The 22044-nt window shown below is 66.4% G+C and carries 18 protein-coding genes, 2 tRNA genes and 1 pseudogene; 5 read left to right on the top strand and 16 right to left on the bottom strand.

What is annotated here, in order from left to right:
- Window positions 1-265 precede the first annotated feature (265 nt).
- The gene (locus tag GXK59_RS06795) at window positions 266-937 is read left to right on the top strand and encodes a vitamin K epoxide reductase family protein (RefSeq protein WP_160665424.1); all 672 of its coding nucleotides are present in this window, start codon (window positions 266-268) and stop codon (window positions 935-937) included.
- A 109-nt stretch (window positions 938-1046) separates the two neighbouring features.
- Here the strand turns inward: GXK59_RS06795 and ndk are convergent, their stop codons facing one another.
- The 4 genes from ndk to ileS are packed head-to-tail and all read right to left on the bottom strand — an operon-like array spanning window position 1047 to window position 6681.
- Entirely contained in the window at window positions 1047-1460 is a 414-nt protein-coding gene (gene ndk / locus GXK59_RS06790) for a nucleoside-diphosphate kinase (protein ID WP_160665422.1), read from the bottom strand.
- 43 nt (window positions 1461-1503) lie between these two features.
- Entirely contained in the window at window positions 1504-1947 is a 444-nt protein-coding gene (locus GXK59_RS06785) for a DUF4233 domain-containing protein (protein ID WP_160665420.1), read from the bottom strand.
- A gap of 3 nt (window positions 1948-1950) precedes the next feature.
- On the bottom strand, window positions 1951-3309 hold the full coding sequence (locus GXK59_RS06780) for a bifunctional folylpolyglutamate synthase/dihydrofolate synthase (RefSeq protein ID WP_160665418.1): 1359 nt from the start codon (window positions 3307-3309) through the stop codon (window positions 1951-1953).
- A gap of 3 nt (window positions 3310-3312) precedes the next feature.
- On the bottom strand, window positions 3313-6681 hold the full coding sequence (gene ileS / locus GXK59_RS06775; RefSeq protein WP_160665416.1) for an isoleucine--tRNA ligase: 3369 nt from the start codon (window positions 6679-6681) through the stop codon (window positions 3313-3315).
- Between the two features lie 326 nt (window positions 6682-7007).
- Here ileS and GXK59_RS06770 point away from each other — a divergent pair, with 326 nt between their 5' ends.
- Entirely contained in the window at window positions 7008-8042 is a 1035-nt protein-coding gene (locus GXK59_RS06770) for an endonuclease/exonuclease/phosphatase family protein (protein WP_237393807.1), read from the top strand.
- A gap of 118 nt (window positions 8043-8160) precedes the next feature.
- Window positions 8161-9123, top strand: coding sequence for an IS481 family transposase (locus tag GXK59_RS06765; RefSeq protein WP_160663676.1), 963 nt, complete (start codon window positions 8161-8163; stop codon window positions 9121-9123).
- Between the two features lie 6 nt (window positions 9124-9129).
- Here the strand turns inward: GXK59_RS06765 and GXK59_RS06760 are convergent, their stop codons facing one another.
- Together GXK59_RS06760 and GXK59_RS06755 are read right to left on the bottom strand one after the other, a co-directional pair.
- The gene (locus GXK59_RS06760) at window positions 9130-9888 is read right to left on the bottom strand and encodes an SDR family oxidoreductase (RefSeq protein ID WP_160665414.1); all 759 of its coding nucleotides are present in this window, start codon (window positions 9886-9888) and stop codon (window positions 9130-9132) included.
- A gap of 17 nt (window positions 9889-9905) precedes the next feature.
- Entirely contained in the window at window positions 9906-10274 is a 369-nt protein-coding gene (locus GXK59_RS06755; protein ID WP_160665412.1) for a DUF488 domain-containing protein, read from the bottom strand.
- 50 nt (window positions 10275-10324) lie between these two features.
- On the opposite strand from GXK59_RS06755, the gene valS reads away from it, so the two are divergent.
- Window positions 10325-12943, top strand: a complete 2619-nt coding sequence (gene valS, locus GXK59_RS06750) for a valine--tRNA ligase (RefSeq protein ID WP_160665410.1) — start codon at window positions 10325-10327, stop codon at window positions 12941-12943.
- Between the two features lie 97 nt (window positions 12944-13040).
- On the opposite strand, the gene GXK59_RS06745 is transcribed toward valS, so the two are convergent.
- The 7 genes from GXK59_RS06745 to GXK59_RS06715 form a co-directional block, all read right to left on the bottom strand.
- A complete protein-coding gene (locus GXK59_RS06745; protein ID WP_160665408.1) occupies window positions 13041-13334 on the bottom strand; it encodes a putative quinol monooxygenase in 294 nt (97 codons plus the stop codon).
- A 434-nt stretch (window positions 13335-13768) separates the two neighbouring features.
- Window positions 13769-14389, bottom strand: a complete 621-nt coding sequence (locus GXK59_RS06740) for a mycothiol-dependent nitroreductase Rv2466c family protein (RefSeq protein WP_160669033.1) — start codon at window positions 14387-14389, stop codon at window positions 13769-13771.
- A 130-nt stretch (window positions 14390-14519) separates the two neighbouring features.
- The gene (clpX, locus tag GXK59_RS06735; protein WP_160665406.1) at window positions 14520-15800 is read right to left on the bottom strand and encodes an ATP-dependent Clp protease ATP-binding subunit ClpX; all 1281 of its coding nucleotides are present in this window, start codon (window positions 15798-15800) and stop codon (window positions 14520-14522) included.
- 217 nt (window positions 15801-16017) lie between these two features.
- Window positions 16018-16677 carry an ATP-dependent Clp protease proteolytic subunit gene (locus GXK59_RS06730; protein WP_024365645.1) on the bottom strand — a complete coding sequence of 220 codons (660 nt, stop codon included), beginning with the start codon at window positions 16675-16677 and terminating at the stop codon, window positions 16018-16020.
- 38 nt (window positions 16678-16715) lie between these two features.
- Window positions 16716-17354, bottom strand: a complete 639-nt coding sequence (locus GXK59_RS06725) for an ATP-dependent Clp protease proteolytic subunit (protein WP_160665404.1) — start codon at window positions 17352-17354, stop codon at window positions 16716-16718.
- Window positions 17355-17600: 246 nt separating this feature from the next.
- Entirely contained in the window at window positions 17601-19007 is a 1407-nt protein-coding gene (tig, locus tag GXK59_RS06720) for a trigger factor (protein ID WP_160665402.1), read from the bottom strand.
- Window positions 19008-19075: 68 nt separating this feature from the next.
- Window positions 19076-19150 (bottom strand) — tRNA-Pro (locus tag GXK59_RS06715).
- Between the two features lie 133 nt (window positions 19151-19283).
- On the opposite strand from GXK59_RS06715, the gene GXK59_RS06710 reads away from it, so the two are divergent.
- Window positions 19284-19354, top strand: a tRNA-Gly gene (locus tag GXK59_RS06710).
- Between the two features lie 140 nt (window positions 19355-19494).
- Here the strand turns inward: GXK59_RS06710 and GXK59_RS06705 are convergent.
- The 3 genes and pseudogenes from GXK59_RS06705 to GXK59_RS06695 form a co-directional block, all read right to left on the bottom strand.
- Window positions 19495-20427 (bottom strand): annotated as a pseudogene (locus tag GXK59_RS06705) (Fpg/Nei family DNA glycosylase).
- The gene (locus GXK59_RS06700; RefSeq protein ID WP_160665400.1) at window positions 20427-20918 is read right to left on the bottom strand and encodes a ribose-5-phosphate isomerase; all 492 of its coding nucleotides are present in this window, start codon (window positions 20916-20918) and stop codon (window positions 20427-20429) included. Before GXK59_RS06700 ends, GXK59_RS06705 begins: the two are co-directional and overlap by 1 nt.
- Before the next feature lie 119 nt (window positions 20919-21037).
- Window positions 21038-22039 carry a hypothetical protein gene (locus tag GXK59_RS06695; RefSeq protein ID WP_160665398.1) on the bottom strand — a complete coding sequence of 334 codons (1002 nt, stop codon included), beginning with the start codon at window positions 22037-22039 and terminating at the stop codon, window positions 21038-21040.
- Window positions 22040-22044 lie beyond the last annotated feature (5 nt).

The following is a 22044-nucleotide window of genomic DNA, read 5'->3' as shown; positions in this document are numbered from 1 at the left end:
GCGGGACAGCCTGGATCAGAGGATCCGTGGCTCCCTGCTCATCATTGGCGGTCTTGGGAACAAAGTCGCCGGACCGGGACCCGGATGTGGATCGGGTTCCAGCCACGTTCATTGTCTCACAGGACCCGTCAAAGCAGGCGTAAGCAAGGCATCCGGCCCGCACCGTGGACCGAATCCCTCATGAAGGCGCGGCACCGCCCGGACGACATCCAGTCTCCGGCGATACAATCGCACCAGTTGCACCCGACCGAAGGACAGTCATTCCATGCCCAGCATCTCCAGTGCCACCGGCGAGGCAGCCGCGCAGCAGCACAGCTCCAGCCCATCCGCCGCCGACCGGCCGCTGCCCCCGATGACCCGCGACCGCCCGTTCGCGTGGCTCATGCTGATCACCGGCGTCGTCGGCTGGCTGGCCTCCGGGGCCCTGGTGCTGGAAAAGCTTGAGGTCCTCAAGGATCCCAGCCACGTGACGGTGTGCGACGTGAACCCGTGGATCTCCTGCGGGCAGGTCATGCAGACCTGGCAGGGCTCGGTGTTCGGCTTCCCCAACATGTTGATGGGCATCGTGGCGTTCGCGGTCATCATCACCACGGCCATGGGCATCCTCGCGGGAGCCACGTTTGCCCGCTGGTACTGGCTGGGCCTGCAGGCCGGCGTGACCCTGGGCTTCGCGTTCGTGGTCTGGCTCTGGTCACAGGCGCTGTACTCCATCCACATCCTCTGCCCGTTCTGCATGATCGTCTGGGCCGCGATGATTCCGCTGTTCGTCTGGGTCACCGTCCGCAATGTGACGCACGGCGTGATCCGGCTGCCGGCCGGGCCGACCAGGATCCTGGGCGACTCCGGCTGGATCATCACGGCCCTGCTTTACGTCGCCGTGATCGCCACCATCTTCTTCGCGTTCATCCAGGTCTTCATCGGGACCTCCGGCTACTAGGCGCACGACCCGAGTTAAACCACCGCCGAGGTGACAGTTGAGGCCCATGATCGTCACGAACATGGGCCTCAACTGTCACCTCGGCGGGGAGGGTGGGGTCAGGAAACTCCTAGAACCAGATCTTGATCTCGCGCTCCGCGGATTCCGCCGAGTCGGAGCCGTGGACCAGGTTCTGCTGCACCTTCAGGCCCCAGTCGCGGCCGAAGTCGCCGCGGATGGTGCCCGGGGCCGCCGTCGTCGGGTCCGTGGTGCCGGCGAGCGAGCGGAAGCCCTCGATGACGCGGTGGCCCTCGAAGATCGCCGCGACGACCGGGCCGCTGAGCATGAATTCGACGAGCGGCTCGTAGAATGGCTTGCCGATGTGCTCCTCGTAGTGCTGCTCGAGCAGTTCGCGGCTTGCGTCAACCTTCTTGAGCTCGGCCAGGGTGTAGCCCTTGGCTTCGATGCGGGCGATGATGCTGCCGGTCAGGTTGCGGGTGACGCCGTCGGGCTTGATCAGGACGAGGGTGCGCTCAATGCTCACAGCTGCTCCAATGTGTCTGGGGTGGGTGGGTTTGGCAATAAGTCTAGTTGCTTGGGGCGCCGGGGTGGGCGGCGTCCCAGGCGGCCTGGTCGCGTTCCCGCTGGGCGGCCTCGCGGTCAATCCGGATGCCGGTGCGGATGCCGTACCACCAGGCCACCGCGAAGAGCCCGCCGACCAGGAACATCGCCGGTTCCAGGATGCCGGTCAGGATCAGCACGATCTGCAGGATCCAGCCCAGCGCCACGCCCCACGGCTTCGACAGGACCGCGCACGTGAAGGCATACACGAGGCACAGTGCGATCCCGACGGAGAAGATCAGCACCGGAGGGAACTCGTCCCGCCGGAGTCCGAACACCGTGAGGGTTCCGAAGAGCACCACGAAGGACTCCAGGAGCAGCACCGTGGAGGCAAACATGACCTTGGTGGAGCGGCGTTTCTTGGGCATGCCCGGCCGCCATTCGCGCTGGGCCTTGGTGAGTTTCGCCATGGTCTAGGCGTCCGCCTTTCCGAGCAGGATCCGGGCTTCCGCGACGAGCGTGATGGAGCCGGTGACGAGGACGCCGCCGGCGAGGTCGTCGTTGGCTTCGGCACGTTCCACGGCCCATTCGAGGGCGTCGTCGAGCTTCTCGGCCACGTGGATGTTGTCCTCGCCGAACCCCAGGTCCAGCGCGAGTTCCGCGAGGTCCTCGGCTGGCACGGCACGGGGCGAATTGGACTGGGTGAAGCAGTACTCGGCGGCCAGGGCGCCGAGGGATTCCTTGAGCTGGCGGAGGATTTCCTCGGCGTCCTTTTCCCGCAGGACACCGACCACCACCACCAGCTTGGTGAAGCTGAACGCCTCGTGGATGGCCTCGGCGGAGACCCGGATGCCTTCGGGGTTGTGCGCGGCATCCACGATGATGGTCGGCGCGGTGCGCACCACTTCGAGGCGGCCGGGCGAGGTGACCGAGGCGAAGGCCTCCTGCACCAGCTCGGCGTCGAGCGGCTTCTCAGCGCCGAAGAAGGCCTCCAGCGCGGCGATCGCGACGGCGGCGTTCTCGGCCTGGTGTGCACCGTGCAGCGGGACAAGGAGGTCCTCGTAGCGGCCCGCGATGCCCTGGATGGTCACCACTTGGCCGCCGACGGCGACGGTGCGGGATTCGACGCCGAACTCGACGCCTTCGAAGCGGAACGGGACGTTCGTTTCCTTGGCCTTTTCCAGCAGGACCTGGGCTGCGTCCCGGGGCTGCGCGGCGCTGACCAGGAAGCCGCCGGGCTTGATGATGCCGGCCTTTTCGTACGCGATCTCCTCGGTGGTGTCGCCCAGGAGGTCCGTGTGGTCCAGCGAGATCGGGGTGACCACAAAGACCTGGCCGTCGCCGACGTTGGTCGCATCGGTGATCCCGCCCAGGCCCACCTCAATGACGGCGACGTTGACCGGCTGGTCCGCGAAGATCGCAAAGCCCAGGATGGTGAGGCACTCGAAGTAGGTCAGCCGGGGCTGGCCCTCGTTCTCGAGCTCGCTGTCCACGATGGCCAGGTACGGCCGGATCTCGTCCCAGATCCGGACGAAGGTCTCATCCGGCACCGGGGCGCCGTCGATGCTGATCCGCTCGGTGACCTTGGACAGGTGCGGGCTCGTGTAGCGCCCGGTGCTCAGCCCGTGGGCGCGGAGCCCGGCCTCGATCATGCGGGCCGTCGAAGTCTTCCCGTTGGTGCCGGTGACGTGGATGATCGGGAACGCCTTGTTCGGCTCCCCCAGGATGTCCATCGCGCGGTGCAGCGGGGCGAGCCGGGGCTCCATCTTGTTTTCCGGCGCCCGGCCCAGCAGCTCGGCGTAGACACTTTCTACGGAGAATTCGTCGGTCATGGACTATGCCTCAACTTTCTTGGCAACACTGACCTGGGGTTCCTTGACGTCGGCCGCAACAGTTTCCAGCTCGAGGGTCAGGGTTTCGGTCTTGACGAGTTCGGCGTTGGCCAGCAGGGCATCGACGACGTCCTGCGTCGCGGTGACCGTGGTGTGGATCCGGTCGCTGACGTTGAGTCCGGCGTCCTTGCGGGCCTGCTGGATGGCGCGGACCATGTCGCGGGCCGCACCTTCGGCTTCGAGCTCAGGAGTGACCTCGGTGTTGAGGACCACGAAGCCGCCGCCCGGCAGGACTGCCGCCGCGCGCGATCCCTCGCCTTCCGCAGCCTCCGCCACGACGGTTTCCAGGGTGTATTCCTGCGGCTCGAGCGCGAGCCCGCCGGCGGTGACCATACCTCCATCGTCCACGGACCAGTCGCCGGACTTGGAGCCCTTGATGGCCTGCTGGACGTTCTTGCCAAGCCGCGGTCCGGCGGCCCGGGCGTTGACCACGAGCTTCTGCTCAATGCCGAACTCCTCCGGGGAGGCGCTGTCGGCGTCGAGCAGGCGGACGGACCGCAGGTTCAGTTCATCGGCGACGACGGCGGCGAAGCCTTCCAGCGCAGCCGCGCCGGGTGCCACAACGGTAAGTTCCTGCAGCGGCAGGCGCACCCGCAGGTTGGCGGCCTTGCGCAACGAGGAACCGGTCGAGCAGATCTGCTGGACGCGGTTCATGGCCTCGACCAGCCCGGCGTTGGCCGGGAACAGTTTCGCGTCCGGCCAGTCGGCCAGGTGCACGGAGCGCCCTCCGGTCAGACCGCGCCAGATCTCCTCGGAGACCAGCGGCAGCAGCGGGGCCGCGACCCGGCAGACCGTCTCCAGCGCGGTGTAGAGCGCGTCGAAGGCATCAACGCTCTCGTCGAAGAAACGCTGCCGGCTGCGGCGGACGTACCAGTTGGTGAGCATGTCCAGGTAGCTGCGCAGTTCGTCGCAGGCGCCGGAGATGTCGTAGCTGTCCAGCTGCGCGGTCATGTTCCGGACGAGGTCCCCGGTGTTGGCCATGAGGTACTGGTCCAGGGTGTCGGCGTAGCCGTCGTAGCGGAGCTTCGCGTCATACCCGGACGCTGTTCCATCCACTGCGTTCGATGCGTTCGTGTACAGCGTGAAGAAGCTGTACACGTTCCAGAGCGGCAGGATGACCTGGCGGACGCCGTCGCGGATGCCCTGTTCGGTAACCACGAGGTTGCCGCCGCGCAGGATCGGGCTGGACATCAGGAACCAGCGCATCGCGTCGGAGCCGTCGCGGTCCAGGACCTCGGAAACATCCGGGTAGTTCTGCAGGCTCTTGGACATCTTCTGCCCATCGGAGCCCAGCACGATGCCGTGGCTGATGACGTTGCGGAAGGCCGGCCGGTCGAACAGCGCGGTGGAGAGGATGTGCAGCATGTAGAACCAGCCGCGGGTCTGGCCGATGTACTCGACGATGAAGTCCGCCGGGTTGTGGGTATCGAACCACTCCTCGTTCTGGAACGGGTAGTGGACCTGGCCGTACGGCATCGAGCCGGAATCGAACCACACGTCCAGCACGTCCTCGACGCGGCGCATGACGGACTGGCCCTCTTCCGGGGTGCGGGGGTCGTCCGGATTCGGGCGCGTCAGCTCGTCGATGAACGGCCGGTGCAGGTCCACCTGGCCGTCGTTGTTCAGCGGCAGCCGGCCGAAGTCGGCTTCGATTTCGGCGAGCGAGCCGTAGACGTCGGTGCGCGGGTAGTCCGGGTCGCTGGACTGCCAGACCGGGATGGGGCTGCCCCAGTAGCGGTTGCGGCTGATGGACCAGTCGCGGGCGTTGGCGAGCCACTTGCCGAACTGGCCGTCCTTGACGTTGCCCGGGATCCAGTTGATCTCCTGGTTGAGTTCGGACATGCGGTCCTTGAACTTGGTGACCTCGACGTACCAGGAGGACACGGCGCGGTAGATCAGCGGGTTGCGGCAGCGCCAGCAGTGCGGGTAGCTGTGCTCGTAGCTGGCCTGGCGGACCAGGCGGCCCTGCGCGCGGAGCACCTGGGTGATCGGCTTGTTGGCATCGAACACCTGCAGTCCGGCGATCCCGGCGAGGTCGCCGTGGCCGAACAGCGGCAGGAACTTCGCGCCCTCATCCACCGAGAGGACCACGGGAATGCCGGCCTCTTCACAGACCTTCTGGTCGTCTTCACCGTAGGCCGGGGCCTGGTGGACGATGCCGGTGCCGTCGGTGGTGGTGACGTAGTCGGCGACCAGGAAGCGCCACGCGTTCTCGGTGCCGTACTTTTCGGCGTCGTGGAAGTAGTCCCAGAGCGGCTCGTACGTCAGTCCTTCTAGCTCGGCGCCGGTGTGCCGGGAGGTGACGGCGGCTTCGGCAGCCGCCACGCCCTCGGCGCCGTCGCCGTAGCCGAGGTCCTTGGCGTAGGCGCCCAGGAGGTCCGCGGCGAGCAGGAAGCTGCCCGTGACGGGCGCGTCGGCCGAGGCGGCCTTGATCCCGTGCGGTCCGGCCGGCAGGACGACGTAGGTGATGGCGGGCCCGACGGCGAGCGCCAGGTTGGTGGGCAGCGTCCAGGGTGTGGTGGTCCAGGCGAGCGCCTGTACCCCGGCGAGCTGCCTGGACAGCTCCGAGTCCCCCGCCGTGATGGGGAAGGTGACCGTGACGGTCTGGTCCTGGCGGTTCTTGTAGACGTCGTCGTCCATGCGCAGTTCATGGTTGGACAGCGGCGTCTCGTCCTTCCAGCAGTACGGCAGCACCCGGTAACCGTTGTAGGTGAGGCCCTTTTCGTGCAGCTGCTTGAAGGCCCAGAGCACGGATTCCATGTACTCGACGTTGAGCGTCTTGTAGTCGTTCTCGAAGTCCACCCAGCGGGCCTGGCGGGTGACGTAGCTCTTCCACTCGTCGGCGTACTTCATGACGGAGGCGCGGCAGGCGTCGTTGAACTTGTCGATGCCCATCGTCTCGATCTGGGTCTTGTCCGTCATGCCCAGCTGCTTCATGGCTTCCAGCTCGGCGGGCAGCCCGTGGGTGTCCCAGCCGAAGCGGCGCTCGACGCGGCGGCCGCGCTGGGTCTGGTAGCGGCCCACCAGGTCCTTGGCATAGCCGGTCAGCAGGTGGCCGTAGTGCGGCAGGCCGTTGGCGAAGGGCGGGCCGTCGTAGAAGACGAATTCATTGGACCCGGGCTTTCCGCCGGGAAGGTCAGAGTCGCGCTGGTCGATGCTGGCCTGAAAAGTGCCGTCCTCATCCCAGTACTTGAGGATGCGCTCTTCGATCTCCGGGAACTTCACGGAGGCGGATACGCCTGCGGCGTTGGAAGCAGAGGTGGTGGCGCCTGCGCCGGACGGTGCGGCGGAGGCCTTCGGGTAATAAGTCATCTCGACATCCTGGGTTGAGCTAGTGAACAAATGGATTCATTCAGGATGCGAGGACGGCCCCTGCATTGTCTTTCAACAACACCGGCACCGCGGTACCACCTCACTTACCGCCGCCGGACCCCTGCGAAAGGAGGGAGCACCGGCGTCGGCCGCTCATTACTGCTGTGACGGGCTTACCCGTCCGGTTCTACCGGCCCCGGCGCACAATATTCTTACAAATACGGCATCAGGGCGTTCTTCCGGAAGCTCACCGGTGATGGCCGGGTCAAAGCTGCTACGAGAAGTCTAACAACTCTCACGTGCCCGCAATGCCTACACTGAATCCCATGATGTTCCGGACCAGGGGCCGCGGCGCCCCGCGTACGCCTGCGGGCGGGGCGGCCTCCGGCTGGCGGCTGATGGCGGGGCTGGCGGGGGCACCCGTCGTGGTGGTCTCCGTCTTCCGTGCCGTGCCGCGGGAATGGCCCACCACCGTGGTCCAGCTGGTTTCCTTCACCCCGTGGCTGGTGCTGCCCGCCAGCGCATCGCTGCTGTTCGCGGTGCTGGGCCGGCGGCGGTGGATGGCGGGCGCGGCAGCGGGTCTCGTGGCCGTTCAGCTCTTCTGGCTGGTGCCGCTGGACTACGCCCGGGCCGCGCCCGATTCCGGCGCAGGAACAGTCGAGGGCGCGGTGGAGGTGCGGGCCATGAGCCTCAATGCCAAACTCGGCAAGGCGGACGCGGCGGAAATTGTCCGGCTGGTGCGCGAGAACGGCATCACGCTGTTGACGCTCCAGGAATACACCACTGCCCTCGAGGACCGGCTGGCCGCTTCCGGCCTGGCCGAACTGCTTCCGAACAGGATCAGCGCTCCTGCGGGCGGCGCCGCCGGGAATGCCGTCTACTCGGTCCACCAGCTGGTGGCCGAAGGCAAAGTACCCGACTCGCATTTTCCCATGCCGATGATCCGGCTCACCGCTGAGTCCCACGGTGAGCGGGCCGTCATCGAACTGACGAACGTCCATACCCGTGCTCCAGTGGGTGTGGGCCTGCCGAAGTGGCGCAGTGACCTCGCGGCACTCGGCCGGCTGGTATCCCGGCCCGGGAATGTGGTGCTGGCCGGTGACTTCAATGCCAGCTATGACCACGCCGAGTTCCGGCGGCTCCTGGAAGGCGGGGGGCGGGCAGGGGTGGACGTGGGGATGGCCCAAGGTTCCCGCCTGGTCCCCACCTGGCCGATGGACGACGTGCTGCTTCCCGGCATCACGATCGACCATCTGGTGACCAGCCCGTCGGTGCGCAGCGCGGCCTACACCGTGCACCGGGTGACCGGAACGGACCATGCCGCCATTATGGCGACGCTGACCGTCCCGGCCACCGGGTAGGCCAAGCAGCCCGGTAGGCGCTAGTTGTACTCGGCCAGGACGTTGGTTACATGTTGAAAAGGGTGAAGACCTCTTAGGTTGGTGGTTACCACACACACCTAACGACTAAGAGGTCTTCATGGTCCACCGTAATGCCCGTCTGACTCCTGCCGGTAGAAGCATCCTTGTCCAGCGTCTTCTGGGCGGCCGTCCCGTGGCGCATGTGGCGAAGGAAATGGGTGTTTCCCGCGCATGCGCCCACCGGTGGCTCAAGCGCTATGTCGAACACGGCTGGGACGGGATGGAGGACCGGTCCTCACGCCCGCATTCGTGCCCGCACGCCACCCCCGAGGCGAAGATCGAGGACGTGCTCGCGGCTCGGGAGAAGCACCGCGAAGGCCCGGTCGAGCTGGCCGAACGCTGCAAGGTCCCGGCCCGCACGGTCTCTAGGATCATCGCCAGGGCCGGGCTGCCCCGGTTGTGGGAACTGGACCCGATCAGCGGCGAACGCATCCGGGCCGGCCGGGCCACCGACCACCGTTACGAACGCGACACCGCCGGAGAGTTGCTGCATATCGACGTCAAGAAACTCGGCGGCATAGCGAACGGCGGCGGCTGGCGGGTCCATGGCCGCAGCGAAGCCGTCAGAGGCCGCGGCATCGGGTACGACTACGTCCACGTCGCCGTGGATGACCACTCCCGCCTGGCCTACGTCGAGGTCCTGCCCGACGAGAAAGGGCCGACCTGCGCCCGGTTCCTGACCAACGCCGCGGCGTTCATGGCCGCGAACGGGGCACCGGTGCGCGAAGTCATGACCGACAACGCCCTGGCCTACATCCGGTCCGCGGACTTCGCTACGGCCATCGCGGATCTCGGCGCCAAACACCGGCGCACCAAACCGCGCAGCCCGTGGCAGAACGGCAAGGCCGAGCGGTTCAACCGCACTCTCCAGGAAGGCTGGGCCTATAAGAACGCCTATGACTCCAGCGACGACCGCACACAGGCCCTCACGGGCTGGCTAGACTTCTACAACCACCGCCGCAACCACAGCGCCCTCGGAGGACGACCACCCATCAGCAGATGTAACCAACCTGCTGGCTGAGTACAGCTAGTTCTTGCGGATCAGCTTGTAGTTGGAGGCCTGCGCGACCGGGCGGATCACGATCTGGTCGAGGTTCACGTGGTGCGGTGCCGTGACGGCGTACCGGACGACGTCGGCGACGTCCGCCGCCGTGAGCGGCTTCTCGACCCCCTGGTAGACCTTGGCGGCCGCGGACTGGTCGCCGAGGCGGTTCAGGGCGAACTCCTCCGTCTGGACGAGGCCGGGCGCCACCTCGATGACGCGGAGGTTATGTTCGGCCTCTTCGAGGCGCAACGCCCCGGTGAGCGCGTGCTGGGCGAACTTCGCCGCGTTGTACCCGCCGCCGCCCTCATAGGCGGACAGTCCCGCCGTGGACGTCAGGTTCAGGACGGTGCCCTCGCCGCCGGCGCGCAGCATCGGCAGGAACGCCCGGATGAGCTTCATGGTGCCGAGGACGTTGACTTCGAACATCCATTCCCAGTCCTCGGTCTTGGCCTCGGCCACCTTGTCCGCGCCGCGCGCGCCGCCGGCGATGTTGATCAGCGTGTCGATCCCGCCGGCACGGGTCACCTCGTCGAGGAGCCGGGCGACGTCGGCGTCGTCGGTCACGTCGGCCGGAAGCGCGACGGCGCCGGTTTCCGCGGCGAGCGCCGCCAGCCGGTCGGCGCGGCGGGCGACGGCGTAGACGGTCCAGCCCTCGGTCCGGAGCGCACGCACGGTGGCCGCGCCGATTCCGGTGCTGGCGCCGGTGACAACTGCTGCTTTGTTCTGGATTCCTTCAGTCATGGCACCACCCTAACGGCTTAGCGCTGCAGGAACTCCTGCAGGACCCGGGCGTGGTTGGTCTCCGGGTCACGCGCCCCAAACAGCAGCGTCACCTTCCCGTGCTCCGCGGCCAGGTCCCGCAGCATCTGCACGGCCGGGTTGCCGTCAAGCTCCGCTTCATAGGCGGCACGGAAGTCCGCGAACCGTTCCTGCATGTGGGCGAACTCAGTGCGCAGCGGCGGGGAGGGCGCCACCTCTTTAAGCCATAGCCGAAGCTGCGCGCGTTCCTTGCTGATCCCCCGCGGCCAGAGCCGGTCCACCAGGACCCGGCAGCCGTCGTCGTCGGCGGGTGCGTCATAGATGCGCTTGATCACAAAACGTCCGGCACTTTCCTGAGAATCACCCATCTGCGCATGCTACTGCAGGCCAAGCTTGCGGGACATGGAAGAATTGCCCCATGGCTGAAGACACGCAGGGTACAGACACGCCCACCACCGCCCCCATCAACGTTCCGGACAAGCCCGCCCTGGAGGGGCTGGAAGACGCCCTCACCCGGCGCTGGCTTGACGAAGGGACCTACAAGTTCAACCCGGACACCACCCGGGAGCAGGTCTACTCGATCGACACTCCCCCGCCCACGGCGTCGGGTTCGCTGCACGTCGGCCACATGTTCTCCTATACCCAGACCGACGTCCTGGCGCGCTACCAGCGCATGACCGGCAAGAATGTCTTCTACCCGATGGGCTGGGACGACAACGGCCTGCCCACCGAACGCCGCGTGCAGAATTACTACGGTGTACGCTGCGACCCCACCACCGCGTACGACGCCGGCTACCGGCCCCCGGCGGAGCCCGCCAAGAACCAGCGCGATTTCGACGTCGTCTCGCGCCGGAATTTCATCGAACTCTGCGAGGAACTCGCCGTGGAGGACGAAAAGGTCTTCGAGAACCTGTTCCAGACCCTTGGCCTGTCCGTGGACTGGGACCTGACCTACCGCACCATCGACGACAAGTCCCGGGCCATCTCCCAGCGCGCCTTCCTGGCGAACCTCGCCGCGGGCGACGCCTACATGGCCGAGGCCCCCACCCTGTGGGACGTCACCTTCCGCACCGCGGTGGCCCAGGCCGAGCTCGAAGACCGCGAGGTCGCCGGCGCCTACTACCGCTACCCGTTCTTCACCGAAGACGGCGAAAAGATCTACATCGAGACGACCCGCCCCGAACTGCTGGCCGCCTGCGCCGCCCTGGTTGCGAATCCCGACGACGAACGGTACCAGCCGCTGTTCGGCAAGAAAGTCACTTCGCCCCTGTTTGGCGTCGAGGTGGAGGTCAAGGCCCACCCGCTCGCCAAGGCGGACAAGGGCTCCGGCATCGCCATGGTCTGCACCTTCGGCGACCTCACCGACGTCACCTGGTGGCGCGAGCTCCAGCTGCCCACCCGCGCGATCGTGGGCCGCGACGGCCGCATCATCGGCGAGACCCCGGAGTGGATCACCACCGCCGAAGGCCGCGCCCACTTCGAAGCCATCGCCGGCAAGACCGTCTTCAGCGCCAAGGAAGGCGTAGTGGAGTTCCTGGCCGCCGCGGAACTCCTCGACGGCGAGCCCAAGAAGATCATGCACCCGGTGAACTTCTTCGAAAAGGGCGACAAGCCCCTCGAAGTCGTGACCTCCCGCCAGTGGTACATCCGCAACGGCGGCCGGGACGCGGGGCGCCGCGAGCGGCTCATTGCCCGCGGCCACGAGATCGATTTCCACCCGGCCTTCATGCGCTCACGCTACGAGAACTGGATCTCCGGCCTGAATGGCGACTGGCTCGTATCGCGCCAGCGCTTCTTCGGTGTGCCGGTGCCCGTCTGGTACCCGCTGGACGCCGACGGCAACCCGGACTTCGCAGCCCCGGTCGTCCCGTCCGACGCGCAACTGCCGGTGGACCCCGCAGCGGATGCGGCACCCGGCTATGAGGAAGCCCAGCGTGACGTGCCGGGCGGTTTCACCGGTGACGCCGATGTGCTGGACACCTGGGCCACCTCCTCGCTGACCCCGCAGATCGTGGGCGGCTGGAGCACCGACGAGGCGCTCTTCGCCAAGGTTTATCCCTTCGACGTGCGCCCGCAGGGCCACGACATCATCCGCACCTGGCTGTTCTCCTCCGCGGTGCGCGCCGACGCCCTGCAGGACTCCGCGCCGTGGAAGCACGCAGCCATCTCCGGCTGGATCCTGGACCCGGACCGCAAGAAGATGTCCAAGTCCAAGGGCAACGTGATCGTGCCGACCGATGTGCTTGAGGAGTACGGCTCGGACGCCGTGCGTTACTGGGCGGCTTCGGCCAAGCTCGGCGCGGACACCGCCTACGAGATCGCGCAGATGAAGATCGGCCGCCGGCTGGCGATCAAGCTGCTCAACGCCTCGAAGTTTGTGCTGAACCTGGGCGCCACGGAGGACTCCGTGGTTTCCGGGGACCTCTCCGTGCTCAGCAACCCCCTGGACCGGGCTGTGCTGGCCCAGCTCTCCGACGTGGTCCAGCAGGCCACGAAGGCGTTCGAAAGCTACGACTACGCCCGGGCCCTGCAGATCACGGAGAGCTTCTTCTGGCACTTCACCGATGACTACGTGGAGCTCATCAAGGACCGCGCCTACGGTGCCGCGGGCGGAACCGAGCAGGCTTCCGTCCTCGCAGCCCTGGCGACGAGCCTGGACACGCTGCTGCGCCTCTTCGCCCCGTTCCTGCCCTTCGCCACGGAGGAAGTCTGGAGCTGGTGGCGTACCGGCTCGGTGCACCGGGCCCAGTGGCCGTCGGCCGTCGAGATCGACGGCGACACCACGCTGCTGGCGACTGTCGGGACCGCGCTCAGCGGCGTCCGCAAGGCCAAGTCGGAGGCCAAGGTCAAGCAGCGCACCGAGGTCCTGTCCGCGACCATCACGGCCCCGGACGCGCTCACCACGCAGCTCAAAGCCGGCCTGGCAGACCTCAAGGCAGCGGCCAACGCCCGGGAGATCACCCTTCTGGTGGGCGACGGCGAACTGACCGTCAGCGACGTCGTCCTGGCCCCGGCCGAGGAGCCCGCACAGGCCTAGCGGCAGCCCAAAGGACAAACAGGACGGGGGCTCACCGTCCGGCTCAGGCCGGGCGGTGAGCCCCCGTTTTGTTCTCAAAGGTTTTGCCGTCCGGGCCTCAGACCTCGAAGGAGGTCTCGAAGTGTGTCAGCACCGGCGGGGCAGCCAGGAGCTCTCCAAGCGCGCTCACGCCGTCGCCGGCCCGCCACGCGCGGTAGGCGGAGTCGTGCTCCAGCGACGCCCACTGTTCCACCACCAGGACGTGCGCCGGATCCTTGCTGTCGACAAGCACATCGACACCCAGGCAGCCGTCAAACGCCCGCGTATCGGCGAGGATGTCGCGGAGCACGGCCGGAGCCGTGGGCAGGGATTCCGCTGTGAGGAACAGGTCAAGGTGGGCTGTGATGGGCATGGCGCTCCAATGGTCGCAGGTGGGCAAGGAACCCACGATGGCGAGCATCAGGGCCGAAGCATCGAGGTCCCTCGGAGCCGTAGGCTTTGGGCTGGCTTGCTTTTGGGCAAAGGGGAAGCCCCATCAGCGTTTTGCCGTTGGTGGGGCTTCGACTTTTCGATTGCCACGTGACGTCTTAGGCAACCTGGCGGGATCCTTGGATTTTCAGGTCTTCCTACCTCGTCACTGGTAGCCATCATCTGACTTTGCCGAAGGCTGCGTCGGATGAGTGTCACTGAATCTTTGGTTCCTGCGTCCCGCTTCTTTCGAAGTGGGTAAGTTCAATTGTGATCCTGCCCGGACGCATGCACAAGAGCCCCGGACGAACTACATCAGAGTAGTTCTGCCGGGGCCCTATGCCGTTCCTGTGCCGCCGTTTTCCGGCCCGCCGAAGGCTAGTTGAACACGGGGCTTTCAGTCCGGCTGCGCTTGATTTCGTAGAAGTACGGGAACGACGCCAGGGTCACCGAGGCATCCCACAGACGGCCGGCGTCCTCGCCGCGCGGGATGCGGGTGAGAACGGGGCCGAAAAAGGCGGTTCCGTTGAAGGCCACGATGGGCGTGCCGACGTCCTGGCCCACCAGGGAGATGCCGGCCTCGTGGCTCGTGCGGAGCCTGGCGTCGAATTCATCGCTCTGGCCTGCCGCCGCGAGCTCCGCGGGGAGGCCAACCTCGGCGAGGGACTTGGAAATGACCTCGGCGATGTCCTGGTTGCCCTCGTTGTGGATCTTGGTGCCCATGGCGTCATACAGCGCCTTCACGTACCCGGTGCCGTGCTGCTGGGCGGCGGCCGTGATCACGCGCACCGGGGCCCAGGCTTTGGTGAGGAACGCCTTGTACTCCTCCGGGAGCTCCTCGCGGCCCTCGTTCAGCATGGCGAGGCTCATGACGTGCCATTCGGTGCTGATGTCGCGGACGTCCTCCACCTCGCTGATCCAGCGGGAGGTCACCCAGGCGAAGGGGCACATCGGGTCGAACCAGAAGTCCGCCTTGTTGGTGGTTGCGTTGGTGGTCATGGATTCAGGCACAGGTAGTCTCCTTCGGGAAGTCTGCGGGGAAAGGTGCGCTGCCGTGGCTCGCTTTCCATGGCTCGAAAAACGGGCGCGTCAAAAGTCACAGCGGCCGGTGCGGCCCGTTTATTCCGGATCAGGCGGATTTGCGGCGCTTGACGTCGTGGGCGATCAGCGTGGGCGCGGCCTTTTTGGAGACGACGTCTTCCGTAATGACCACCGTGGCGATGTCGTCCCGGCTGGGCAGGTCGAACATGACGGGGAGCAGTACTTCCTCCATGATGGCGCGGAGCCCGCGGGCACCGGTGCCGCGTTCCAGCGCCTGGTCGGCGATCGTGTTGAGCGCTTCCTCATCGAAGACCAGCTCGACGCCGTCGAGCTGGAACATCTTCTGGTACTGCTTGACGAGGGCGTTCTTCGGCGTGGACAGGATCTGGATGAGCGCCGCCCGGTCCAGGTTGGAGACCGTGGTGATGACCGGGAGGCGGCCGATGAACTCCGGGATGAGCCCGAACTTCAACAGGTCCTCGGGCATGACCTCGCCATAGGAGTCGGTGTTGTTCTTGACCTCGTTGAGCGGGGCGCCGAAACCGATGCCCTTGCGCCCGGACCGCGACCCGATGATCTCCTCGAGGCCGGCAAAGGCGCCGGCGACGATGAAGAGCACGTTGGTGGTGTCGATCTGGATGAATTCCTGGTGCGGGTGCTTGCGGCCGCCCTGCGGCGGAACCGAGGCGACCGTGCCTTCCAGGATCTTCAGCAGGGCCTGCTGCACACCCTCGCCCGAGACGTCCCGGGTGATGGAGGGGTTTTCGCTCTTGCGCGAGATCTTGTCGATCTCGTCGATGTAGATGATGCCCTGTTCGGCCTTCTTGACGTCGTAGTCGGCGGCCTGGATGAGCTTCAGCAGGATGTTCTCGACGTCCTCGCCGACGTAGCCGGCTTCGGTCAGCGCGGTGGCATCGGCGACGGCGAAGGGGACGTTGAGGCGGCGGGCCAAAGTCTGCGCCAGGTAGGTCTTGCCGCAGCCTGTAGGGCCAATCAGCAGGATGTTGGACTTGGCGATCTCGACGTCGTCGTGGTGCACGCCCTCGGCGAGGCTGCCGCTCTTGGGGGCATGGCCGGCCTGGATACGCTTGTAGTGGTTGTAGACCGCGACGGCGAGCGAGCGCTTGGCGGGCTCCTGGCCGATCACGTATTCCTGCAGGAAGTCGAAGATCTCGCGGGGCTTGGGCAGCTCGAAACTGCCAAGGTCAGCTACTTCGGCGAGTTCTTCTTCAATGATCTCGTTGCAGAGTTCAATGCACTCGTCGCAGATGTAGACGCCAGGCCCGGCAATGAGCTTCCGAACCTGCTTCTGGCTCTTTCCGCAGAAAGAACACTTCAGCAGATCCGTGCTCTCGCCAATCCGAGCCATATGTGAACCCCTCTTAGTATCTTGCTGCCGGCTGTGTCCTACTCCTGCGCAGCGCTGCACCCGTTACTGGAATCACGGACCTTCCGTGAGGGAGGCCAGCCGTGACATGTTCCACTCTAGGTCACTTTAGGCCTGTTGGGTGGAAAGCCGACACCGGTGCGGCCACTTGAAGTGGGCTGCACCGGTGCCGGGAACTGCTTGTTACGTACGTGTTGCGCTACTTGGTGATGGCCTGGGGCTTCATCTTGCGCGAATCCAGCACCTGGTCGATCAGGCCGTACTGCATGGCCTCGGCCGCGGTGAGGATCTTGTCGCGCTCGATGTCGTTGTTGACCTGCTCCGGCGTCCGGCCGGAGTGCTTGGCCAGCGTGTTTTCGAGCCATTCCCGCATGCGCATGACCTCGGCCGCCTGGATCTCCAGGTCGGAGGCCTGGCCGCCCTGGCCGCCGGACAGTGACGGCTGGTGGATCAGGACGCGGGCGTTCGGCAGGGCAAGGCGTTTGCCCGGCGTGCCTGCTGCGAGAAGGACGGCTGCGGCGCTGGCGGCCTGGCCGAGGCAGACGGTCTGGATCTCCGGGCGGATGTACGTCATGGTGTCGTAGATCGCCGTCATGGCGGTGAACGAGCCGCCCGGGGAGTTGATGTAGAGCGTGATGTCGCGGTCCGGGTCAGTGGACTCGAGCACCAGCAGCTGCGCCATCACGTCATCGGCCGAGGCGTCGTCAACCTGGACGCCGAGGAAGATGATGCGGTCCTCGAACAGTTTGGTGTAAGGGTCCTGGCGCTTGAAGCCGTAGGGGGTGCGCTCTTCGAACTGCGGCAGCACGTAGCGGCTGCTCGGCAGGTTACCGGCCGTCGAACCGAAATTGTAGTTCATGTTCATTGCTCCTGAATTCATTGCTGTCTCCGTGCCGGTCAGTTCTCGGTGGCTGCGTCGTCTGAGCCGCCGGCGTTTGCGCCGGAGGCATTTGTTCCGCCGCCGCCGGCCACGGACCCCGCGTGCGCCGCGATCTTGTCAAAGAAGCCGTATTCGAGGGCTTCCTTGGCCGTGAACCACTTGTCGCGGTCGTTGTCCTTGAGGATGGTCTCGACCGACTGTCCGGTCTGATCGGCCGTCAGCTCGGCCATGACCTTCTTCATGTGCAGGATCAGCTCGGCCTGGATCTTGATGTCGGAGGCCGTGCCGCCGATGCCGCCAGAGGGCTGGTGCATCAGGATGCGGGCATTGGGGGTGGCGTAGCGCTTGCCCTTGGTGCCGGAGGAGAGCAGGAACTGCCCCATCGAGGCCGCAAGGCCGGTGGCGACGGTCACGACGTCGTTCGGAATGAACTGCATGGTGTCATAGATGGCCATGCCGGCGGTGACGGAGCCGCCCGGTGAGTTGATGTAGAGGTAGATATCCTTCTCGGGGTTCTCGGCCGAGAGCAGCAGCAGCTGCGAGCAGATCGCGTTGGCGTTCTCGTCGCGGACCTCGGAGCCGAGCCAGATGATGCGCTCTTTCAGCAGGCGGTTGTAAATGTAGTTATCCTGGGCTGCCGGATCGACAGTAGCCATCCGGGGAGCCCCTGCTTGCTGTGACATATGTACTTACCTCTCGCTGGCGACGGTGACGCCACTGGACGACATCACTGAACTTTCCTACATGGACACTAACGGTTTTCCCGGCTGCTTTGTGCTCAGGCGCGGGGCTGTTCGCTGACGGCGCACGATTGCCCGGGCGGGTTCATCACGGGCTTAAAAAGCCGCACCCCCGGATCAAAGATCCGGGGGTGCGGCGGAATTACTACTCGAACAGGAGTGTTAGAACTTCACTGCTGCCGGGTCATCGTTCTTGGCGGTCTCGGGTGCTGCTGCCTCTTCGGAAGCGGCGTCCTCGACGTCAGCCTCGACGTCGGCCTCAACAGATGCCTCTTCGCCGCCGGGGCGGACGAAGTCGCTGAGGTCAACCTTGTTGCCCTCGGTGTCGGTGACCTCGGCCTGGCCCAGCACAACGGCCAGGGCCTTGCGGCGGCGGACCTCGGAGACCATCATCGGGACCTGGCCGCTCTGATCGATGATCTGGGCGAACTGGTTCGGGTCCATGCCGTACTGGCCGGCAGTGGTGACGATGTAGTCGATCAGCTCGTTCTGGCTGACATTGACTTCTTCCTTTTCGGCGATGGCGTCAAGGATGATCTCGTTCTGGAAGGCGCGCTCGGTGTTGGCCTTGACCTCGGCGCGGTGCTCCTCGGTGTCGTGCTCACCTTCGCCGTGCGCGTTCTCGGCGTTGAAGTGCTGCTCGAGCTGCTCTTCGACAACGGAGTCCGGGACGGGAACGGCTACCAGCTCGACGAGCTTGTCGAGGACCTTGTCGCGGGCTTCGACGCCCTGCTCAACAACCTTGGACTCCGCGGCCTGCTTGGCGAGGTCCTCGCGGAGCTCGGCCAGCGTGTCGAATTCGGAGGCCAGCTGGGCGAAGTCATCGTCAGCTTCGGGAAGCTCGCGCTCCTTGACGGACTTGACGACAACCTTGACCTGGGCGGACTCGCCGGCGTGCTCGCCGCCCACAAGGGTGGTGTCGAAGATGGCGTCTTCGTCGGCGCTGAGGCCGGTCACGGCCTCGTCGAGGCCTTCGAGCATGGTGCCGGCGCCGACCTGGTAGGACAGTCCAGCGGCGGAATCAACCTCGGCGCCGTCAATGGAGGCGGTGATGTCAATGGTCAGGAAGTCCTTGTCGGCGGTCGGGCGGTCCACGGACTTCAGCGTGCCGAAGCGGCCGCGGAGTTCGTCCAGGGCCTTGTCGACGTCGGCGTCGGTGGACTCAGCAGCGGCAACCTCAACCTTGATGCCGGCGTAGTCGGGCAGTTCGATCTCGGGGCGGACGTCAACCTCGGCGTGGAACTTGAGTTCGCCGTCGGTGGCGGACGGGTCCGGGACCTCGGTGATCTCGACCTCGGGACGGCTCAGCGGGCGGATGCCGGTTTCCTGAACTGCTGCCTGGTACCAGCCGTTGAGGCCGTCGTTGATGGCAGTTTCCAGCACGTAGCCGCGGCCAACGCGCTGGTCAATGAGCTTGGAGGGGACCTTGCCCTTGCGGAAACCGGGAACCTGGATCTGCGAAGCAACAGTCTTGTATGCCTCTGCGATGCTGGGCTTCAATTCCTCAAAGGGGACCTCAACATTGAGCTTGACCCGCGTGGGGGTGAGGTTCTCGACAGCGCTCTTCACAGTCTAAGTACTCCTGGTTTTAGGGGGTGGGGTTCTGCACCGCCAAGGGTCTGGCAGTACCTGCAGAGTCGGGGTGACAGGATTTGAACCTGCGACTTCCTGCTCCCAAAGCAGGCGCTCTAGCCAAGCTGAGCTACACCCCGTAAGTGCACAGAACAGTCTACGGTCAAATTGTGCCGGTTTGCACATTTGACACCGGGGCCCTGAATTAGGTTTAGTTGTATCCGGCTTCAACAGCCGCCCGGAAGTTTTGCTGGATGGTTCCTGCAAATTCCCGGGGACGTAGCTTAATGGTAAAGCCTCAGTCTTCCAAACTGATTACGCGGGTTCGATTCCCGTCGTCCCCTCCGAAATATGACGAAAAAGCCCCTCTCCGGAGGGGCTTTTTCGTGTCCACCCCCATCGACTGCTCCGCAGTTGCCCTTCTCGCGGTTCAAAAGGGCAGTTGTGGAGCAGTCGACGCGGGGTCGACGGCGTGCCTCGGGATTCAGGGTGCCTGGCAGCCGGGGCGCCAGTAGAGCTTGCGGGCGCCGAGATCGGTCAATGCCACCGGCGTTCCGCAGTCACGGCAATCGAGCCCCTGCCGCCGGTAGACGAAATGGGACTCCTCCGGGGCCGGCAGTCCGTCACGTGTTCCGACCCTCAGCAGGGCGCCGCCGGCGGGCCCGCTCCAGTACTGCGGGGGCGTTGTGATAATCCGGCCGTCGCGGACCTCGTCGGACATCACCGCAACGGTGTCGTCCCAGAGCTGCCGGGCCGCATCCGCGGCGAGCGCATTGCCCGGCAGCCAGGGGTCCAGGCCCCGCCGGAACAGCAGTTCGGCGCGCTAGACGTTGCCGACGCCGGCAATGACCTTCTGGTCCATCAGCGGGGCCGCGAGCGGCGTGCGCCTGGCCAGGGTCCCGGTCACGAAGGAGTCCCGGTCGCCGGGCAGGTTCCGCAGCGGGTCGGGACCCAGACGCGCCAGCACGGCCGCGGCCTCTTCCTCCGTGATCGCCGCGCAGGTGGTGGCGCCGCGGAGGTCGGCCCAGCCATGGGCGCTGGCGAGCCGGACACGGACTGCACCGACCGGCGCGGGCGGGCCCTCGTACCGGGCCGGCCCGGCCGTTGCGCCGTCGTCGTAAACCTCCCGCTCCCCCACTTTCCGCGGCGCGCCGATACTGGACGCGCCCCGGAAGCCGGCGTCGCCGCCGAAGTCCCACGCGCCATAGAGGCCGAGGTGGACGTGCAGCAGCAGCCCGTGCTCGAACTCCAGGAAGAGGTGCTTCCCGTGCGCGGTGGAGCCGGTGAGGGTGTGGCCGTCCAGCAGCGCCGCACCCTGGACGAAGCGCCGCTGCGGACTCGACACCGCGAGCCGCTCCCCGATAAAGACGTCCCCGAACTGGCGGGCCAGCCGGTGGACGGAATGCCCTTCCGGCACTAGGCGACGACCTCGCCGGTGCGCTCATAGGTGGCGATCTTGCCGATCCGGCGGACGTGGCGCTCGTCGTTGCTGAAAGGTTCGGCCAGGAACGCCTCAATGATTTCCGTGGCCTCCTCAACGCTGTGCTGCCGGCCACCGACGGCGACCACGTTGGCGTCGTTGTGATCGCGCGCCAGCTTCGCCGTGGACAGGTTCCAGGCCAGGGCGGCGCGGACGCCCTTGACCTTGTTGGCGGCAATCTGCTCGCCGTTGCCGGAGCCGCCCAGCACGATCCCGAGGGCGTTGGTGCCGGCCTCCTGGTCCGCGACCACCGCGAGCGCGGCATTGATGCAGAAGGAGGGGTAGTCATCCAGGGCGTCATAGACCTTGGGGCCGTGGTTGAGAACCTCGTAGCCTTTGGCGCTGAGGTGGCTGACGAGGTGCGCGCTGAGTTCCATGCCGGCGTGGTCGGTGGCAATGTGCACGCGCGGGAGGTCAAAGGGGGTCACGGCGTATCCGTTCAGTTGGGCAGATCAGTGAAGTCACGTGGGCTGCGGGTGCGGTTTGGAGGCTGTTCCCAGCCTACTAGGGCACCGGGCGGCGGGGCTGTCCGGCTGCCGGCCGGACTTCACAAACCGGCGGCGCCCCCGGTGCGGTGCGCCCGTGCCGCCACCCGCGAGATCACCTCAGCGACGTTGTCCGCCGTCGTGGCACTCCCGCCGCTGACGGTCAGGGTCCGCCCGTCGGAACGGCCGACGACGACTGCCGGTCCGCTGCTGACCAGCAGCGCCGTCGTGGTGCCGTGGCTGCGGTAGCCCCAGCCGCCGTAGTCGGCCGCCCTGATCTCCTTCGGCGTCGCCGACTCGATGGCCGCGGCCGGCACGTCCATCACCCGCACGAACCCGGCGGCGAAGACCCGCAGGCCGCTGCGGTCCACCCGGATACGGGCGAAAAGGCACGCGGCGGCCAGCAGGGCCAGGGCGACCAGGAAGGCAGCCAGCCAGGGCACGGCGATGGTGAGGAGCGCGGCGGGAAGCAGGGTGGCGATCCCGAGCATCACGAAGACCGAGCTGCGGGCATGGACCCACAGGCTCACCGAATCACGGGCCAGCTCGGGATCGAGCTCGCGGGCCAGGGCTTCCGCGATGGCCCGGTCGTCCTCGGCCGACCAGCGTTCGTCAGCCTTGAAGACGAAGCCCATCACAACGCCCAGGCCCAGGGCGGCGCCGCTGCCCATGGCGAGCACGGCGACGTCCACCTGGGCCTGGCGCGCGTTGCCGAGTCCGAGCTGTCCGACCAGCACAGCGGCCAGGACGGTGGTGATGAACAGGCTGACGAAAAGCCCGGCACCCATCATGATCCGGCGCATCACGGCCGGACGGGACAGCGGCACCGCCTGCACCAGCACGGCACCGCCGAGCAGCACGATCATGGCCGCCCCGACTCCGACCACGGCCCCGAACGGCGCAAAGTCCGCGGCGGCGCCCTCCGCCCAGCGGACCGCCAGCGGCTCGGGCAGGTCGGGGCGGATGAGGAACGCGCACACCACAAACGCCGCTGCAAGCATCAGCGGGAACCCCACGGCGAAGCGCAGCGCCCTGGCGTCGACGGAATCCCGAAACTTTCCCATATCCC

Origin of the sequence: Pseudarthrobacter sp. ATCC 49987, assembly GCF_009928425.1 — a bacterium.
Classification (GTDB): Bacteria; Actinomycetota; Actinomycetes; order Actinomycetales; family Micrococcaceae; genus Arthrobacter.
This window is presented reverse-complemented; position numbering and strand designations above follow the sequence as displayed.

Bases quoted from the DNA above. Each gene is read 5' to 3' on its own strand.
- GXK59_RS06785 (WP_160665420.1), bottom strand. From the start codon at position 1,947: ATGGCGAAACTCACCAAGGCCCAGCGCGAATGGCGGCCGGGCATGCCC.
- GXK59_RS06755 (WP_160665412.1), bottom strand. From the start codon at position 10,274: ATGGGTGATTCTCAGGAAAGTGCCGGACGTTTTGTGATCAAGCGCATC.
- GXK59_RS06730 (WP_024365645.1), bottom strand. From the start codon at position 16,677: ATGAACTACAATTTCGGTTCGACGGCCGGTAACCTGCCGAGCAGCCGC.
- clpX (WP_160665406.1), bottom strand. From the start codon at position 15,800: ATGGCTCGGATTGGCGAGAGCACGGATCTGCTGAAGTGTTCTTTCTGC.
- GXK59_RS06780 (WP_160665418.1), bottom strand. From the start codon at position 3,309: ATGACCGACGAATTCTCCGTAGAAAGTGTCTACGCCGAGCTGCTGGGC.
- GXK59_RS06795 (WP_160665424.1), top strand. From the start codon at position 266: ATGCCCAGCATCTCCAGTGCCACCGGCGAGGCAGCCGCGCAGCAGCAC.
- GXK59_RS06770 (WP_237393807.1), top strand. From the start codon at position 7,008: ATGATGTTCCGGACCAGGGGCCGCGGCGCCCCGCGTACGCCTGCGGGC.
- GXK59_RS06765 (WP_160663676.1), top strand. From the start codon at position 8,161: ATGGTCCACCGTAATGCCCGTCTGACTCCTGCCGGTAGAAGCATCCTT.
- GXK59_RS06695 (WP_160665398.1), bottom strand. From the start codon at position 22,039: ATGGGAAAGTTTCGGGATTCCGTCGACGCCAGGGCGCTGCGCTTCGCC.
- GXK59_RS06760 (WP_160665414.1), bottom strand. From the start codon at position 9,888: ATGACTGAAGGAATCCAGAACAAAGCAGCAGTTGTCACCGGCGCCAGC.
- GXK59_RS06740 (WP_160669033.1), bottom strand. From the start codon at position 14,389: ATGACCACCAACGCAACCACCAACAAGGCGGACTTCTGGTTCGACCCG.
- ileS (WP_160665416.1), bottom strand. From the start codon at position 6,681: ATGACTTATTACCCGAAGGCCTCCGCCGCACCGTCCGGCGCAGGCGCC.
- GXK59_RS06745 (WP_160665408.1), bottom strand. From the start codon at position 13,334: ATGCCCATCACAGCCCACCTTGACCTGTTCCTCACAGCGGAATCCCTG.
- valS (WP_160665410.1), top strand. From the start codon at position 10,325: ATGGCTGAAGACACGCAGGGTACAGACACGCCCACCACCGCCCCCATC.
- GXK59_RS06725 (WP_160665404.1), bottom strand. From the start codon at position 17,354: ATGGCTACTGTCGATCCGGCAGCCCAGGATAACTACATTTACAACCGC.